The 16,392-nt window shown below is 40.3% G+C and carries 16 protein-coding genes and 1 tRNA gene; 9 read left to right on the top strand and 8 right to left on the bottom strand.

The genetic code is table 11. The annotated features are described in order from the left end of the window. Positions 1 to 65 precede the first annotated feature (65 nt). The 5 genes from KJK34_RS05270 (at position 66) to KJK34_RS05250 (ending at position 4,994) form a co-directional block, all read left to right on the top strand. Complete coding sequence (locus KJK34_RS05270; protein WP_223052822.1) at positions 66 to 1,160, top strand: fatty acid desaturase family protein; 1,095 nt, start codon at positions 66 to 68, stop codon at positions 1,158 to 1,160. A gap of 29 nt (positions 1,161 to 1,189) precedes the next feature. Further along, positions 1,190 to 2,377, top strand: coding sequence for a pyridoxal phosphate-dependent aminotransferase (locus KJK34_RS05265; protein ID WP_223053201.1), 1,188 nt, complete (start codon positions 1,190 to 1,192; stop codon positions 2,375 to 2,377). A gap of 171 nt (positions 2,378 to 2,548) precedes the next feature. Next, on the top strand, positions 2,549 to 3,718 hold the full coding sequence (gene purT, locus KJK34_RS05260) for a formate-dependent phosphoribosylglycinamide formyltransferase (RefSeq protein ID WP_223052821.1): 1,170 nt from the start codon (positions 2,549 to 2,551) through the stop codon (positions 3,716 to 3,718). A gap of 77 nt (positions 3,719 to 3,795) precedes the next feature. Beyond that, positions 3,796 to 4,299, top strand: coding sequence for a DUF4878 domain-containing protein (locus KJK34_RS05255; protein ID WP_223052820.1), 504 nt, complete (start codon positions 3,796 to 3,798; stop codon positions 4,297 to 4,299). Between the two features lie 35 nt (positions 4,300 to 4,334). Then, entirely contained in the window at positions 4,335 to 4,994 is a 660-nt protein-coding gene (locus KJK34_RS05250) for a YiiX/YebB-like N1pC/P60 family cysteine hydrolase (protein WP_223052819.1), read from the top strand. Between the two features lie 28 nt (positions 4,995 to 5,022). Here KJK34_RS05250 and KJK34_RS05245 read toward each other — a convergent pair whose 3' ends face one another. Next, positions 5,023 to 6,657, bottom strand: a complete 1,635-nt coding sequence (locus KJK34_RS05245) for a hypothetical protein (RefSeq protein WP_223052818.1) — start codon at positions 6,655 to 6,657, stop codon at positions 5,023 to 5,025. A 114-nt stretch (positions 6,658 to 6,771) separates the two neighbouring features. Between KJK34_RS05245 and fabD the strand changes: the two genes are divergently transcribed. Further along, on the top strand, positions 6,772 to 7,653 hold the full coding sequence (gene fabD / locus KJK34_RS05240; RefSeq protein WP_223052817.1) for an ACP S-malonyltransferase: 882 nt from the start codon (positions 6,772 to 6,774) through the stop codon (positions 7,651 to 7,653). Between the two features lie 40 nt (positions 7,654 to 7,693). After that, positions 7,694 to 8,155, top strand: coding sequence for a GNAT family N-acetyltransferase (locus tag KJK34_RS05235; protein WP_223052816.1), 462 nt, complete (start codon positions 7,694 to 7,696; stop codon positions 8,153 to 8,155). 243 nt (positions 8,156 to 8,398) lie between these two features. On the opposite strand, the gene KJK34_RS05230 is transcribed toward KJK34_RS05235, so the two are convergent. The 3 genes from KJK34_RS05230 to KJK34_RS05220 form a co-directional block, all read right to left on the bottom strand. Further along, a complete protein-coding gene (locus KJK34_RS05230) occupies positions 8,399 to 8,932 on the bottom strand; it encodes a dihydrofolate reductase family protein (protein WP_223052815.1) in 534 nt (177 codons plus the stop codon). A gap of 71 nt (positions 8,933 to 9,003) precedes the next feature. Next, positions 9,004 to 9,738, bottom strand: coding sequence for a helix-turn-helix transcriptional regulator (locus KJK34_RS05225; protein WP_223052814.1), 735 nt, complete (start codon positions 9,736 to 9,738; stop codon positions 9,004 to 9,006). 139 nt (positions 9,739 to 9,877) lie between these two features. Continuing rightward, positions 9,878 to 10,234 carry a winged helix-turn-helix transcriptional regulator gene (locus KJK34_RS05220; protein ID WP_223052813.1) on the bottom strand — a complete coding sequence of 119 codons (357 nt, stop codon included), beginning with the start codon at positions 10,232 to 10,234 and terminating at the stop codon, positions 9,878 to 9,880. 136 nt (positions 10,235 to 10,370) lie between these two features. Here KJK34_RS05220 and KJK34_RS05215 point away from each other — a divergent pair, with 136 nt between their 5' ends. Together KJK34_RS05215 and KJK34_RS05210 are read left to right on the top strand one after the other, a co-directional pair. Continuing rightward, positions 10,371 to 11,153 carry an SDR family oxidoreductase gene (locus KJK34_RS05215; protein WP_223052812.1) on the top strand — a complete coding sequence of 261 codons (783 nt, stop codon included), beginning with the start codon at positions 10,371 to 10,373 and terminating at the stop codon, positions 11,151 to 11,153. 21 nt (positions 11,154 to 11,174) lie between these two features. After that, the gene (locus tag KJK34_RS05210) at positions 11,175 to 11,498 is read left to right on the top strand and encodes a nuclear transport factor 2 family protein (protein WP_223052811.1); all 324 of its coding nucleotides are present in this window, start codon (positions 11,175 to 11,177) and stop codon (positions 11,496 to 11,498) included. Positions 11,499 to 11,582: 84 nt separating this feature from the next. Here KJK34_RS05210 and KJK34_RS05205 read toward each other — a convergent pair. The 4 genes from KJK34_RS05205 to KJK34_RS05190 all read right to left on the bottom strand — a co-directional run bounded on the left by KJK34_RS05205 (position 11,583) and on the right by KJK34_RS05190 (position 16,358). Further along, a tRNA-Val gene (locus KJK34_RS05205) sits at positions 11,583 to 11,657 on the bottom strand. Positions 11,658 to 11,751: 94 nt separating this feature from the next. Continuing rightward, positions 11,752 to 12,966: a bifunctional folylpolyglutamate synthase/dihydrofolate synthase gene (locus KJK34_RS05200; protein WP_223052810.1), complete on the bottom strand. Its 1,215-nt coding sequence runs from the start codon at positions 12,964 to 12,966 to the stop codon at positions 11,752 to 11,754. A 59-nt stretch (positions 12,967 to 13,025) separates the two neighbouring features. Then, complete coding sequence (locus tag KJK34_RS05195; protein WP_223052809.1) at positions 13,026 to 14,252, bottom strand: Glu/Leu/Phe/Val dehydrogenase dimerization domain-containing protein; 1,227 nt, start codon at positions 14,250 to 14,252, stop codon at positions 13,026 to 13,028. A gap of 69 nt (positions 14,253 to 14,321) precedes the next feature. After that, positions 14,322 to 16,358 (bottom strand): tetratricopeptide repeat-containing sensor histidine kinase, encoded by a 2,037-nt coding sequence (locus tag KJK34_RS05190; RefSeq protein WP_223052808.1) that lies wholly within the window; start codon positions 16,356 to 16,358, stop codon positions 14,322 to 14,324. Positions 16,359 to 16,392: the final 34 nt, after the last annotated feature.

Below are 16,392 nucleotides of genomic sequence, written 5' to 3'. Positions count from 1 at the left end.
CCTAATTGTGATGGTTGCAAACCCGATAATAATTAACTTTGGACTCTTAAGATTTTGAATACTATATGAATATAAATCCCCCCGTTTTTTCGAAAACCGACTCCCTGAAATTTTTCAGGACATTAAATAAACGTGTCAACGAATATTTTAAAGAAAATAATATAAAAAAGACCGGTAACTGGAAGCTGCACCTGAAAGCATTTGTCATGTTTTCTGCCCTGCTGGCACCTTACTTTATACTGCTTACGCTCAACATACCCGTATGGGCACAATTGCTGCTTACCATAGTAATGGGCGTGGGCATGGCAGGTATTGGCATGAATGTTATGCACGATGCCAATCACGGCTCTTACTCAAGCAAAACATGGCTTAATAAAATAATGGGCAGCAGTATGTACCTGCTTGCCGGGAATGTTTACAACTGGCAGGTTCAGCACAACGTGTTGCACCACACCTATACCAACATACACGGGCACGATGAAGACCTTGATGCAGGGCGCATTATCCGCTTTACACATACTGCCCAATGGAGGAGGTTCCATAAATTCCAGCATTATTATTCGGTTTTCCTGTATGGGTTATTAACCTTTAACTGGGCTATAACTACCGATATTAAGCAAATGCGCCGTTATATTAAAAAAGGGCTTTCTTATGGCGAGTTCCGCAGCCCTGTAAAACAGTGGACAGTACTGGTAATAACCAAATTGCTATATGCTCTGGTATGGCTGGTTGTACCGATGCTGCTTGGCATTACCTGGTGGAAGGTGCTTATCGGCTTTTTTGTTATGCACTATACCGCAGGGTTAATATTAAGTATTGTTTTCCAGTTGGCACACGTGGTTGAAGAAACAGCGAACCCGCTACCAGACGAAAATGGTGAAATGGCCAACACATGGGCAATACACCAATTGTATACTACTGCAAATTTTGCTCCTAAAAACAGGATTGTAAACTGGTTTACAGGCGGCCTAAACCACCAGATAGAGCACCATATCTTTCCGCATATAAGCCATGTACACTACAGCAAAATAGCTGAAATAGTAAAACAAACAGCGCGTGAGCATAACCTGCCCTACCATGAGTTTAAAACAATGCGCGAGGCTGTTGCCGCACACTTCAGGCACCTTAAAGAACTGGGCATGAAACCTGCAATTAACTAATAATACAACCAATAAAACTCAACACACCAATTATGAATGTGCTATCAGACAGGATCAATAATTTAGCTACTTCACAAACACTTGCCATGGCTGCAAAAGCCAGGGAACTTAAAGCACAGGGCAAAGACATTATAAGCCTTAGCCTTGGCGAGCCTGATTTTAATACACCCGATTTTATAAAAGAAGCCGCAAAACAGGCTATAGACGATAACTACAGCACTTACCCTCCCGTTGATGGCTACATGGATTTAAAAGAAGCTATTTGCCGCAAGTTTAAAAGGGATAACGGCCTTGATTACAAACCATCTCAAATTGTGGTTTCTACAGGAGCCAAGCAGTCCCTCTACAATATTGCGCAGGTAATGCTTAATGATGGTGACGAGGTTATACTGCCTGCACCTTATTGGGTTAGTTATTATGAAATGATAAAGCTTTCGGGCGGTGTGCCGGTTGTAGTGCCTACATCGGTAGAAACCGACTTTAAAATGACTGCTGAACAGCTTGAGAAAGCCATTACGCCAAAAACAAAAATGATGTGGTTCAGCTCGCCGTGCAACCCGAGTGGTTCGGTTTACAGCGAGGCAGAGCTAACATCGCTTTGCGAGGTTTTAAAGAAGCACGACATTTACGTAGTATCAGATGAGATTTATGAGCACATTAATTTTTCAGGTGGTTCGTTCAGTATAGGCGCCATACCGGGAATGTTTGATAAGACCATAACCGTAAACGGAGTTGCCAAAGCATTTGCCATGACCGGATGGCGCATTGGCTATATTGGCGCTCCTGAATTTATTGCCAAGGCCTGCACTAAAATGCAGGGGCAGGTAACGAGCGGTGCAAACAGTATCGCCCAGCGTGCCACCATAGCCGCCGTAGATGCCGACCCTAAAGTACTGGGGCATATGGTTGAGGCTTTCCACAGCCGCAGGGACTTGGTGATTAACCTGATGAACGATATTCCCGGCTTTAAGAACAATATACCCGAAGGTGCATTTTATGTTTTCCCTGATATTTCCTACTACTTCGGCAAAACGCTTAAAGGCATGACTATAAATAATGCCGATGACTTTTCAATGTACCTGTTAGAGCATGCTAATGTAGCTACCGTTACAGGTGATGCCTTTGGTAACCCCGACTGCATCCGCATATCATATGCCACAAGCGAAGAGCAGCTTAAAGAAGCCCTGCAAAGGATAAAAGCTGCAGTTACAGAGTAAGACTTAATAACGGGGGGCTGTCTCAAAAGTGTCATTCTGAACGAAGCGATAGCGAGTGAAGAATCTTAAATGGTTGATTTCGTTAAGATTCCTCCTATCGTCGGAATGACAAAGTACTGATAAAAGTACTTTTGAGACAGCCCCTTTTAATTTAACCTCAACAACACAACGATGCAAAAAAAGATATTACTATTAGGCTCAGGAGAGCTTGGAAAAGAATTTGTTATTGCCGCACAGCGTTTGGGACAAAAAGTTATTGCGGTAGATAGTTATGCAAATGCGCCGGCAATGCAGGTAGCTCATGGGTTTGAAGTTATAAACATGCTGGATGGCACCGCGCTTGATGCTGTTGTAGAAAAGCATAAACCCGATTTTATAGTACCCGAAATAGAAGCTATAAGAACAGAACGTTTTTATGATTACGAAAAACAGGGTATAACCGTTGTGCCATCGGCTAAGGCGGCTAACTTTACCATGAACCGCAAAGCCATACGCGACCTTGCTGCAAAAGAACTTGGTCTGCGCACGGCTAATTACCGCTATGCCACCTCAGCGGCTGAATTAAAAGACGCCGTTGCGGCAGTAGGCATTCCTTGTGTGGTTAAACCCTTAATGTCATCTTCGGGTAAAGGGCAAAGCACTATAAAAAGTGAAGCCGATATAGAGAAAGCCTGGCAGTATGCCGTAGAAGGCTCACGTGGAGACGTTACTGAAGTTATTGTAGAAGCCTTTGTTAACTTCAATTCAGAGATTACACTGCTTACTGTAACCCAGAACAATAACCCTACGCTTTTTTGCCCGCCTATAGGCCACAGGCAGGAGCGCGGAGACTATCAGGAAAGCTGGCAGCCCGCACAGGTATCGGATAAAGACATAGCCGAAGCGCAGGATATGGCACGCAAAGTGACAGAAGCGCTTGGCGGTGCAGGTATTTTTGGAGTTGAGTTTTTCCTGACGGACGAAGGAGTATATTTCAGTGAGCTATCACCTCGCCCGCACGATACAGGTATGGTAACACTGGCAGGCACGCAAAACTTTAATGAGTTCGAGTTACACCTGCGTGCCATACTAAGCCTGCCCATTGCAGAAATAACTTTAGAGCGCACCGGCGCAAGCGCTGTTATACTGGCATCTGAGAAGGGAGAAAACCCGTTTTATACAGGTCTTGAAGCGATTGCTGCCCTGCCAAAAACCGATTTCAGGATATTCGGTAAACCCACAACAAGGCCATACCGCCGGATGGGTGTTGCGCTAACCTATGACACACTGCAAACAGCGGCAGATACTGTTACCCAAAAAGCAAAGGCAGCGGCAGCACTGGTATGTGTTTCCTCAAAATAGTTGATAAATAATTTCGCCATTGGGTTATCCGCAATAAAATAATCCTATTTTTACCGAAACTTTAACATCAAACAATTATGAGAAAATCTTTTAAAAGAAATCCACTAATGCTTTTCTTGGCAGTAATGTCTATGTCATTATTCGTATCATGCTCTGGTGGCAGCGGGCCGGAAGGCGTAGCTAAAAGCTTTTTACAGCATGTAAGCAAAGGTGAATTTGAAGAGGCAAAAAAATATGCCGATGAGCCTACAGGTTCGCTTTTAACTATGGCAGAAAACCTTGCCGGAGACCAAAAAGAACAGCTTAAAGACAAAAAAGTAAATATTGATATCATTTCATCTGAAGTAAACGAAGCAGGCGACAAAGCTACTGTTAAGTATAAAGAAACAGAAGAAGGACAGGATGCCGCTACTGCTGAAGAAAAAGAAATTACACTTGCCAAGATTGACGATGAGTGGAAAGTTTCTATTGATAAAGAAAGCATGAACAAAGAAGGTAACGCTCCTGCAGGCGCTGAAGGCGAAGGCGATATGGAGATGGAAGGCGATATGGAAATGATGGAAGGCGACAGCATCCAGTAAGCTTTTACCTCTTGTATAACTTAAAAACATTACCGATGAAAAAGTTTCTTTTTTGGCTGGTAATGTTTTTTTGTTTTTCAGCCGCTGCCTACAAATGTTTTTTCTGGCTCGACCATAAGTCTGAAATACGGGAACAAACTAAAAACAGGAGCATTACGCGCCTTAGTAATGAAGAGATTAGCCTGATACAGGAAGGCGATTTTATACTGCGAAGGGGCTTTGGCTTTTTCAGCGATTATGTATCAGAGCATTTAAATGACGGTGACATTGACGTTACCCATGCCGGAATAATCATAAAAGAGAATGGTGACCTTTTTGTTATCCATTCCCTTTCTTCTGATGTGAGTGATTTTGATGGCATACAAAAACAATCCCTACAGGATTTCCTGCTATACTGCGCGCCTGAAAAAATTATTGTGACACGCACCAAACATGCCGACACTGTTTGCGGCGGAAAAATTGCCGAACGTGCCAAATATTATCTCTCTCAAAAAATCCCTTTTGACCATAATGGTAAATTTGATGATGATAATGAACTGTATTGCACGGAGCTTATATGGAAAATTCTTGAGAAAGACCTTAAAGTAGCCTCACCGCCAACACTGGCAGAAGAGCGCGAAAAGTTCTTTTACTCGATGATGCCTATGTACAGCACTGATTATTTTGACATTATCATCAACCAGTACAGTAACTGAGGATATAATTCAATAACTTAGCGCATCCCTATTTCTTTTTACTTCCCATATTCAGGTTATCGAAACTTGAAACATTTATTACCTCCTCTGTATCCGTATCAAAAGAAATACTGATGCTGTCGCCTACCCTTGTTACAGGTAACTCGTTAGAAAGCACTGATGAGCCTACAAATATTTTTGTCGAGCCATTTACCGTAAAGTAATAAAAGCTGTTACCGTTCTTTATATCGCTTTGTATGCGCTCTACAACAGTATTAAGCTGATTCCTGTCACTTGCCGACTGTGGATTAATACGGCTGTCAGACATATTGAACACATTTTTATATGCCATCATGGTTTCTCCCATAGTATTACCTACACCCACAATAGTGTAGTCGTTAATAGCTACCATAGCATACATTTTTACAAGCCCGCCACCATCTTTAAGTGTCATTACATAAGTAGGTATACCATTAATAGTATAAGGCACGGGTAACGAAGCAGTATACCCTTTCTCCTGAACTTTACCCTCTGCTGAGCGTTGTGCTGCATATTCGGTTGCGCCGCTTTGGTGGTAATATGTGGTTTCTTTTGTGCGGGTATCTACAAGCACAAACCCCACCGCCGATTCATCTTTCCCTACAGATGTAAGCCCGGTGTACCAGTATGGCGTGCCGTTCTCACCATATACCAGTGTTAACCCTTCGGTTATCTGTAACTTGTTTTCATTAGCAAAATTCCAATAGCCGTGCACATATTCCCCCCAATCATTTAATTGCTCCTCTATAAATTCCTGTGGTTGTATGCGGTCTACCCAGGCAGGTGTTTTATCTACAGGATATTCGACTATTTCTCCCGTTTGGGCATCAAGCGTTACCACACCAACGGCATCATTTCCGCCAAAGCCTACCCGTTTTTCATATTTGGTAACTACCCAGTACGGCTTGCCTTCGTCGTCAATCTCGAATGTATAATCGTCCAGGCCGGCAGTAGCATATCCGTTAAAGTACAGGTAGCGTTCCATCTGGCTCATAAAAAAAGCCTCGCTCTGGTATTTAATTTTCAAGGGCTTACCGTTAAGCGACTGTACCAGCTTTACATTACGCTCATTTGTGGCAGAAACAAGTACATAGCCATCAGTACCCTCACTGTTATTAATCCATTTAAAAAAACCGCTGTGCAGCAGGGGCGCCACCCAGTATAACTCGTCTCCCACTTTCTGGATAGTAAAGTGCCCTAACTCCGTTTTACTACCCAAAGCTGGGTCAGAGCCCAGTATTTTTTCGCCTAAAAGATAAGCAAGCCTTTCATCTACCACGCGCACCTTATTAATGGCGAGTGGCGCAATGTGGTCTGATATCTCTTTACCGTCTTTTACCTCTCCTATCAACTGTCTGTAATCTTTCGCATACAGCATTGGTGAAGATGTTATAAAAGGCACTATGGTTACATAGGTGAGAAGCACCAGTATAAGTAAGCCCAAAATGCGGTGGGCAGGGAAAAACTTAAATGTAGTTTTTTTGTTGCGTGTTTCTGTCTGCAGCGTAAGCAAAGCTACCAACAACACTAACCCCAACAGTGCAAACGGCAGGCCGACAAAGCCGTATTGAAGCACCGGCATACCTAAATATACTACACAAAAAATATAAAATAAAACTGTAATGATTATTACGGAACGTTTCATGGTTTGCTATTTATAGTATTGGTATCTAAAAGTAAGACATTGTTACATTTTTAGCAAAAATTGGTACTACATTAAAAAAAGCTATTTTTGCTAATACAAACTAACATTGAAGATATGAAAAAAGCTTATGTATTTCCGGGGCAGGGCGCCCAGTTTAGCGGAATGGGTAAAGATTTATATGAAAACTCAGCCGAAGCAAAAGCGCTTTTTGAACAGGCTAATGATATATTAGGATTCCGTATAACCGATATAATGTTTGAAGGTACGGCTGACGAACTAAAGCAGACGAAAGTAACACAGCCTGCGGTATTTTTACACTCGGTTATCCTGGCAAAAACACTTGGGGACAGCTTTAAGCCGGATATGGTAGCGGGCCATTCGCTTGGTGAATTTTCGGCACTTGTTGCTGCCGGAGCCATGACTTTTGAAGATGGCCTTAAACTGGTATCGCAACGTGCGATGGCTATGCAGAAGGCTTGCGAAATAACACCTTCTACAATGGCTGCGGTGCTTAATCTTGATGATAAGACCGTTGAAGATATTTGCGAAGCTACAGAAGGCGTGGTTGTTGCGGCAAACTATAATTGCCCGGGGCAACTGGTAATTTCAGGCGAAACACCTGCTGTAGAGCGTGCCTGCGAGGCCCTTAAGGCTGCCGGGGCTAAGCGTGCCCTGATACTGCCTGTTGGCGGTGCCTTCCACTCCCCTATGATGGAGCCTGCCCGTGAAGAACTTGCAGCCGCTATAGAAGCAACTACTTTTAAGCAGCCTGTCTGCCCGGTGTACCAGAATGTAACTGCAACAGCGGTAACAGCTCCCGATGAAATAAAGCAAAACCTTATAAAGCAGCTAACCGCCCCCGTTAAATGGACGCAAAGCGTGCAAAACATGGTAGCCGATGGTGCAACTGAATTTATTGAAGTTGGCCCAGGTAATGTATTACAAGGGTTGGTTAAGAAAATTGACAGCAGCGTAAGTACAGGCGCTGCATCATAAATAACAACTAACTTATCCCGCTTTTGCGGGATTTTTATTAATGATACATATTCATCAAACCCACGACTATGAGTTACTGGCATCCCTGAACAGGGAAGTACAGGAACATCATCATTTGCTTTATCCCGATGTATTTAAACAGTATGATAAAGATGCAGTATTGCCGTTTTACAAAGAGGCGCTTAACAATAGCGGATATGCATTTATTGCTTACTTTGACAATAAACCGGTAGGTTATATATTACTCTTTATTAAAGAGCTCCCGGAAAACCCATTTCAGTATGCGCAGCATTTTTTAATTATAGACCAGATTGGAACCCTTAAAGACTTCCGTGGCAGAGGAATAGCAACTGCCTTACTACAAAAAGCTGAAGAATTTGCAAAGGAAAATGACACTAATCAAATCAGGCTTAACCATTGGACAATGAATGAAAATGCCGGAGCTTTGTTTCTCAAAAATGGTTTTACCTATTTTAATGAGAATATGCGGAAGTATTTATAAAACGATTTTAGCAAATTGAAATCAATGGCTTGTTGGTTTTGCTGTGGGCTGTCAGGGAATGCAATAGAACATGTTGTGCCGATTTTGACATTTTTGAAAATATAAAATAAGTGGTGAAGCTCTGGGGCTTTATGTCTTGGCAAGGAATCTAAGCAGAAACTTTCAACTAGAGCAAAAAACATCAACCGAAGGATCCCTCCAGAATTTTACGTTTCGGCCCAAAATATGTATACAGTTCGTTGTTTATTTTTTTCGTTTGTACTCTAATTGCGTTAATCCCATTTCAAATGATTTTACTGTTACGAACTCAAGTATTTGTTCAGGTCTTCCGTCCTTAAAAAGTCTTGTTCCGTTACCTAATAAAATTGGGATAACCGAAATTTTAAATTCATCTATTAAGTCGTGCTTCAGTAGTTCATTTATTATTTCAGCTCCCCCGTCACAATATATATTCTTTCCATTTTCAGACTTTAATCGTTTAACTAATTCGCTTATGTTTCCTGTATAGAAGATTGTTCTCCCCACCTGTGGTCTTGCAGTTCTTGTCATGACATAAACATCTCTTTGTCCGTTGTCGTAATGAGATGAGCCAATCTCTTTTAATACATAATCATAGGTTCTTCTACCAATAATTATTGTGTCAATATTGGATATAAATTCAAAATAGCCATAATCTTCTCCTTCTTTATCTACAAGTTTCAGGAAACTTAGATCATCATTTGGTTTTGCAATGTAACCGTCTAAGCTCATTGCAATGAAAAGTGATATTTTTCGCATCTGGTTTAAATTTAACGTTTCTGCAAATTTATTTTTTGACAGACAATTATACTTTGTAAAAAAGCGACAAATTAAAGAAGTGACGGCGAAAGTCCGGTATTACGTTTGATTTCATTACTAAGGTGTGAGTGATCATAGTACCCACATTCAAAAGCTATATCCAATAAGCTCCTATCTTGTTTGGAATTTCTGATCAAACGTAAAGCATTCTGAAATCGAATAATATTTGAATATTCTTTTGGTGATAATCCAATATGTTTTTTAAAATTTCGCTCGAGTTGTCTTACGGTTGTGAAGTTTTTTTTTGATAGTTCGTAAATGCTAATTTGCCCGTTTGTTGAATGTATATCATTGATAACTGGCTGTAATTGATTGTGTTTGCTCTTTACTCTTTTAGAATAGAAATGGTCAAAATAATAAAATGGGGTGTCACATATTTTATTAATATCAAATGCATTGTATTTTTCAAATTCAATGGTGTTGTTGGTCAACTCGTTTTGCGAAGCATAACTATAGAAATTAGCAAAAGTTGCAGGTTTTAGGCATACACCTAACAAATGTGTATCGCTCTTAATAAAACTGTCTTTGAATGAATTCATTGCACCGACTATATAGGTTTTTCCAAACTCCATAGAAACCGAGCCGTTGTCTGTCAAACAAGTATCTCCCAAATTTATTAGTATACCAGCACAGCCATCTGGAAAAACCCGTTCCCTTTGGGTTTCAACATTGTTCCCCTTCAGTTCCCAATAGAAATGAATAAAGGGATTTAAATCTTTATGCGGTTTTATTATTTTGTATTCCATCTGTGTTCTTTGGTGTGTAGTTCAATACAATGCTAAAAAGTTATAAATGCTCGATACAAAGTATTATATTTCTTCCTCAATCTAGATATATTTAACTGACAGTAAAACAAAATGAGTATCAGTTTTTCTACATCTTAATTTAATCTAAACTTTTTAAAATAAGTGATCGTAAACGTTCTTCATGCTCCTCTCCCCAATTTCCAATAGCTGAAATTACAGGAATTAGTGTTTTTCCAAAATCTGTGAGATTATATTCGACTTTAGGAGGCACAACAGGGTAAATAATTTTTGAGACAAGTTCATGTTGCTCTAACTCCTTCAGCTGAATATTTAAAACCCTGCGTGAAGCATCCGGTATTTTACGCTGCAATTCACTTGGTCTTTTATGACCTTCATTAATAAACCAAAGCAAACGTATCTTCCATTTGCCATAAAGAACTTCACCTATTAGGTCAAGCCCGCAGTTTAAGTTCGGTTTTATTTTTCTTTCATACATAGTACAAAAGTAATCCTATGTTCCTATATGTACAATAGGGGAATAATTTATCCCTCCATGAATCGTAACTCCTTAATTGTGAGTAAATAACATACTTCCGAGATTTGTACAATAGAAATTTAAAATACCATACCATATGGATTATCAGAATGAGTTATCAGGTAAGATTGCCTTAGTAACAGGAGGCACAAAAGGAGCCGGAAGAGCCATTGCAGAAAGACTGCTACAAGCTGGAGCAACAGTTATTATCACTGCAAGGAACGCACCGGAAAAAGAAAACAATAAACTTCATTTCATTCCGTCTGACTTGAGTAAAGCAGAAGGAACGCAAAAAGTGGTCAGCGAAGTGCTGTCGGCTTATGGAAGGCTTGACATCTTGGTGAACAATCTTGGTTCCTCAACAACACCTGCCGGTGGCTTTACTGCATTATCTGATGAAGATTGGGAATCAACAATACAGGCTAATTTGCTTGCTCCGGTTCGACTGGACAGAGGGTTTTTACCTCAAATGATAGATCGAAAAAACGGAGTTATTATCCATATAGCTTCTATCCAAGGAATACTGCCACTGTATGACTCCACTTTGCCTTATGCGGCTGCAAAAGCAGGATTAAGAAACTATAGTAAAAGTTTATCGAATGAAGTTTCACCTAAAGGTGTTCGGGTGCTTACTGTTTCTCCTGGATGGATCAATACGGGAGCATCGAAAGCTTGGTTAGCTGAGATTGCAAGAAACGCCAATAGCACTATAGAAGAAGCACAGCAAGGTGTAATGGATGCATTGGGCGGAATACCATACGGCAGACCCGCTGAGCCGGAAGAAGTAGCTGAATTAGTTGGTTTTCTTGTTTCTCCTAGAGCCAGTTATTTATCAGGAGCTGAATATGTAATCGATGGCGGTACTGTACCAACAATTTAATAATCTTAAAAAATAATGACCATGAACTTACCAAAAGTAGTAGCAGACTTAATTAAAGCACAGAACGAATTTAACGCTGTGACGTATGCCAATCTGTTTTCAGAAACAGCTGTAGTGTTTGACGAAGGCAAAATGCATAGAGGAAGAATTGAAATTGAGCAATGGATTGATCATTCAAATAAAAATTACCAATCGGTGATGAAGCCACTGGAATATAACGAAAGCGGCACAACAAGCATCTTAACTGCAGAATGTTCAGGAACATTTCCAGGAAGCCCTATCACGCTAAAATTTCACTTTGATATTGCTGAAGGGCAAATTCAGCATTTAAAAGTAACCGATTAAACCTAAAAGAGAGTGTAACTGTTACTATAAGTTTATTTAAAATAACAAAGCCATTGGAATCCAATGGCTTTGTTTGTCTTTCTGTGGGCGATGAGGGGTTCGAACCCCCGACCCCCTCGGTGTAAACGAGGTGCTCTGAACCAGCTGAGCTAATCGCCCCAATATGTTTTGCTATACCTTGCTGTTATCAGTTCCGTATTGCGAGTGCAAATATAGCCCAGTTTTTGGTATTTGCAAACATAATTTTAAAAAATTATAAAATTTCTGCTACAACAAATGTACTCCCGCCCACATAAATAAAATCATCAGCCGATGCATTACTTAAAGCTGCTTTGTATGCCGCTGTAACCGAGGCATATACTTCTCCTCTCAAACCCTGCTCAGCCGCCTTTTCTTGTAAAACCTCTGCATCCAGCCCCCGCGGAACATCAGGACGGCAAAAGTAATATTCGGCAGCTTTGGGTAATAAAGGCAATATATCAGTAAGGTCTTTATCATTAACTACGCCGAAAATAATATGTAATTTTTCAAACGGCTGCTGCAGTAGCTGTTGCACAACAATTTTTAAACCATGTGCATTATGTGCAGTATCGCAAACAGCGACAGGCTTATCATTAATTTGCTGCCACCTGCCCATAAAGCCCGTATTGCGCTTTACATTAAGCAAGCCATTCCTGATATTATCTTCAGTGATATTAAAATGTTTTTGTAGTAAAGCTATTGTTTTTAGCACTGTCTTTTTATTATTAGCCTGATAAGCCCCAATAAGATCTGAAGGGTAATCTGCTATAACCTCATCTTGTGCAAAATATATGTCCGAACCTGTTGCCTGCGCTTTAACTGTAAAAACTTTTTTTGTGATATCAGTATATTCACCAATAACAACCGGAATATTGTTTTTAATAATACCTGCTTTTTCGCCTGCTATGGCTTCTTCAGTATTCCCCAGAAATTGGGTATGGTCAAAACCAATATTGGTTATGACTGAAACCAGCGGCGTAATAATGTTAGTAGAATCGAGCCTGCCGCCCATACCGGTTTCTATAACGGCTACATCTACATTTTCTTTCTCAAAATAATCAAAGGCAAGCCCTACTGTCATTTCAAAAAAGCTGAGCTGGTTTTCCTCAAAAAAAACTTTATTTTGAGCTATAAAGCTACAAACAGCCTCTTCAGAGATATCCTGCCCGTTAATTTTTATTCGCTCCCTGAAGTCTTTTAAATGTGGCGATGTGTACAACCCTGTTTTATAGCCTGCCTCCTGTAATATTGATGCCAACATGTTAGACACTGAGCCTTTACCATTTGTACCGGCTATGTGAATTGTTTTAATCCTTCGCTCGGGGTTGCCTAAATGGGCAGCAAGCAGGATTGTATTGGTAAGGTCTTTTTTATAAGCTGATGCCCCCTGTTGCTGGTACATTGGCAGCCGGCTGAACATCCATTGGGTGGTTTCCTGATAATTCATAAATAAAAAAATGGCAGAACTTAAATCCTGCCATTAAAATTACTATTTTCTTAAAGAAGTTATACTAACTGTTGTAATGCAATTTCAAAAGCAGTACGACTGATGTTTACCTTGCTGCTGTTCTTTGCATGTACATTTTCTATTGCTTTTCTTATAGTTTCGGAGGTATCGTTAAATACGGCCTCATCTGTCATGCTCACTTTTTTCTCCATAAAGTAGGCAAATACCCTTGCCATACCGCAGTTTGAGATAAAGTCTGGTATAAGGCTGACCTTGCTGTCTGTTGCTTCCATTATTGGCCCAAAGAAAATTTCTTTATCGGCAAATGGCACGTTTGCACCGCAGGATATAACCTCTAATCCCCCGGCTATCATGGCTTCTACCTGCTCTTTTGTTACAAGCCTTGAAGCTGCACACGGAGCAAAAATCTCTGCACCGGCAGTCCATATTTCACTATTTATCTGCTCAAACGGAATCATATTTTCGGCAACAAGCTTGTTTCCGTCTTTGTTAAGGAACAATTCTCTTATCTGCTCAAAGCTAAAGCCTTCTTTGTTGATAACACCACCGTCACGGTCTATAATACCAATAACCTTTGCACCCATCTCGGCAAGGTAAAAAGCTGCTGCGCTACCCACATTACCAAAGCCCTGCACTATTGCCTTCTTACCTTTAACATCTCCGCCATAAATAGTATAGAAATGACGCACTGCCTCTGCAACGCCATAACCGGTAATCATATCGGCAACGGTATATTTTTTATTTACTTCCGGAGAAAAAGCCGGGTTCTCAATAACCTTAATTACTCCCTGGCGAAGCTGGCCTATCCTGTTTATTTTGTCAGCTTCGGTAGGCTTAAAGTAACCGTTAAAAACACCTTCCTGCGGGTGCCAAACACCGCACTCTTCCGTCATAGGTATTACCTCATGAATTTCATCAACATTAAGGTCACCACCAGTACCATAGTAGCTTTTCAACAGTGGTGAAACCGCTTTGTACCAACGCTGAAGAACCCCTTTCTTACGCGGGTCGGCAGGGTCAAAGTTAATGCCTGACTTGGCACCGCCAATACCCGGCCCTGATACTGTAAACTTCACTTCCATAGTTTTAGCGAGCGAAAGTACTTCATTCATATCAAGCCCTTTTCTCATACGGGTACCGCCACCGGCAGCACCACCGCGTAAAGAATTTATAACTGTCCACCCTTCTGCTTCAGTTTCGCTGTCTTTCCAGTTAAATACAATTTCAGGTTGTTTATTTTCGAATTTACTAAGTAAATCTTTCATTTGTTGTTGTTTTGTTTAATTGCCACAAATATATAAAACTAATATTTGTGAATTCTTTAATTTTTTCACTTAAAGAGGAAACACGACCTTTATTGCAGAGCCTTCTCCGGGTTTCGAAGTAATATCTAAAGTACCATTTAAAGAAGCTACACGCTTTTTAAGATTTTTGATGCCTATACCACCCTTTACAGTTTTAGGATCGAAACCAACACCGTCATCAGTAACCACTATTACAATTGTTTTATCCTCTTCCTTAATTTCTACCCTTGCAAAATTTGCTTTGGCATATTTGTTTATATTTTGCAGCGTTTCCTGAACTATTCTGTAGATGTTTACCTTAAAGATACCCGAAAGGCTGTCCCAGTCTATATCTTTATCAATATCAGCTTCAAATAAGGTTTCGAAATCATTCTTCTGAGATGTAATCATATATTCCAAAACACTTTCAAAGCTCTTTTGGTTAACCAGCATTGCATTACGGCTAAGGTCGTGCGATATAGCCCTTATCTCCGTTTCAACACTTTGGAGCTCTTTAATAAACCCTTTGCGTTTCTCTACAGATTCTTCATCTGCTTTTTTATTGATAAATTCCAGGTTTAGCCTTACAGCATAAATATTATTGAGTATCCCGTCATGCAGCTCCATGGCAATTCTGTCTTTCTCCTCCTTGCGGGCCATATCTATTTTTTGCTGCTGCTCTTCCATGAGCTGGTACACCTCCTCATTTGCTTTTTGTTGTTCCTGCACCAGCAAAAGCTCTTTGTTACGCGAGTTAAGATAATATATTATGAATATAGCCGCGATAAATAATAGTATAACTGCCGAAACACCTATTATAAAGCTGTTTTTCTTTACAAGGGCTTCTTTTTCATCCATTAATCTATCAGTCTCATATTCTATCCTGGCATATTTTTCCCTGTTTGACCGGGCAATTTCGGCCAGACTGTCACTCACAATAAAGCGGCGGCTGGAGTAGTATATCCCTTTTTCTTTATCCAGTTCTGATAGTAATTTAAGGCTGTTGAGTATATCAAAATGGCTTTTCAAATCTTTGGCAGATTTGTAGGCGGTTTCTAAATAAGAAAGTGCTGTAGCGGTATCTTTTTGGTAGGCATAATATTCGCCCAAATGAATATAACTTGCTACAACGCCTGCCTGTAAATCTAAAGAATCACGAATTTTTAGCGACCTGAAAAACAGTTCGGGCAGGTTTTTATGGTCGCCAAGTTTAAACTTAGCATATGCAAGGTTATTAAGGAGCTTCGCATATAAAGGCGGATAATCGGTCTTAATAACGTCATACTCCAAGGCCTCTGTATATAACGAAATTGCATCGGCATATTCCTCTTCTTTTATATATACGCCGCCCATATTATTATATGTAGAAGCACGGTAATAATCTATCAGTGAAGCAGGATATCCTTCTTCTTTAAGCTTACCTAACAGCTTTAGGGCTTTGTTATAGTAAGCCATAGCCTCTTCTGTGTTGTTCTGCTCTTCAAGAGATGTGGCAATAAGATTGTTACCACTATAAACAGCCATTGTTTTATCCTGATTCTGAAGTATTGTAAGTGCCTGTATACCTTTAACCTCACTTAGAACATATTCACCAATATAATAATATATAAAAGCTTTGTTAAGCAGTATTTCACCTTTATTTTCATCACTGCCTATTTTTTGGTACAGCTTTTCTGCCTGGTCATAAAAAATAAAAGCAGTGTCATTAAGGCCCTGTGCAAAATAAACTTCGCCTTTCCGGTACAGCATGTCGGCCATTGCAAGCGTGTCTCCTGCTTCTTCAGCAAGATTATAGGCTTTTGTACCCACGGCTATAGCCCTGTCATAGCGCTGCTGGTTGTAATAAGCAGCAATTGTGCGCCTGTATAAAAATTGCGTTAAAGAATCTATCTGGTTTCCTGAAGATAACTCGGCATAAGCCGAATCTATATAATCAATCTGCTGCTCGGCAGAAAGTTCGGGACTTTGTGATTTATCAAGATAACTGCCTGCTTTTGTTTTAAACTGTGCTTTTCTTTCGGGCGAGTTGCAATGCACCGCAATAAGCGCAAGAACAAAAAGAAGTAGTATTTTTAAGAATGTATTCAAATTTTTGAGGGCAATGGTTATCAGTACCATTGCC

This window comes from Flavobacterium coralii (assembly GCF_019891545.1).
GTDB lineage: Bacteria > Bacteroidota > Bacteroidia > Flavobacteriales > Flavobacteriaceae > Flavobacterium > Flavobacterium coralii.
The sequence above is the reverse complement of the archived record's forward strand: the minus strand, read 5'-3'. Positions and strand labels throughout refer to the sequence as shown.

Bases quoted from the DNA above. Each gene is read 5' to 3' on its own strand.
- KJK34_RS05270 (WP_223052822.1), top strand. From the start codon at position 66: ATGAATATAAATCCCCCCGTTTTTTCGAAAACCGACTCCCTGAAATTT.
- purT (WP_223052821.1), top strand. From the start codon at position 2,549: ATGCAAAAAAAGATATTACTATTAGGCTCAGGAGAGCTTGGAAAAGAA.
- KJK34_RS05255 (WP_223052820.1), top strand. From the start codon at position 3,796: ATGAGAAAATCTTTTAAAAGAAATCCACTAATGCTTTTCTTGGCAGTA.
- KJK34_RS05250 (WP_223052819.1), top strand. From the start codon at position 4,335: ATGAAAAAGTTTCTTTTTTGGCTGGTAATGTTTTTTTGTTTTTCAGCC.
- KJK34_RS05245 (WP_223052818.1), bottom strand. From the start codon at position 6,657: ATGAAACGTTCCGTAATAATCATTACAGTTTTATTTTATATTTTTTGT.
- fabD (WP_223052817.1), top strand. From the start codon at position 6,772: ATGAAAAAAGCTTATGTATTTCCGGGGCAGGGCGCCCAGTTTAGCGGA.
- KJK34_RS05235 (WP_223052816.1), top strand. From the start codon at position 7,694: ATGATACATATTCATCAAACCCACGACTATGAGTTACTGGCATCCCTG.
- KJK34_RS05230 (WP_223052815.1), bottom strand. From the start codon at position 8,932: ATGCGAAAAATATCACTTTTCATTGCAATGAGCTTAGACGGTTACATT.
- KJK34_RS05225 (WP_223052814.1), bottom strand. From the start codon at position 9,738: ATGGAATACAAAATAATAAAACCGCATAAAGATTTAAATCCCTTTATT.
- KJK34_RS05220 (WP_223052813.1), bottom strand. From the start codon at position 10,234: ATGTATGAAAGAAAAATAAAACCGAACTTAAACTGCGGGCTTGACCTA.
- KJK34_RS05215 (WP_223052812.1), top strand. From the start codon at position 10,371: ATGGATTATCAGAATGAGTTATCAGGTAAGATTGCCTTAGTAACAGGA.
- KJK34_RS05210 (WP_223052811.1), top strand. From the start codon at position 11,175: ATGAACTTACCAAAAGTAGTAGCAGACTTAATTAAAGCACAGAACGAA.
- KJK34_RS05200 (WP_223052810.1), bottom strand. From the start codon at position 12,966: ATGAATTATCAGGAAACCACCCAATGGATGTTCAGCCGGCTGCCAATG.
- KJK34_RS05195 (WP_223052809.1), bottom strand. From the start codon at position 14,252: ATGAAAGATTTACTTAGTAAATTCGAAAATAAACAACCTGAAATTGTA.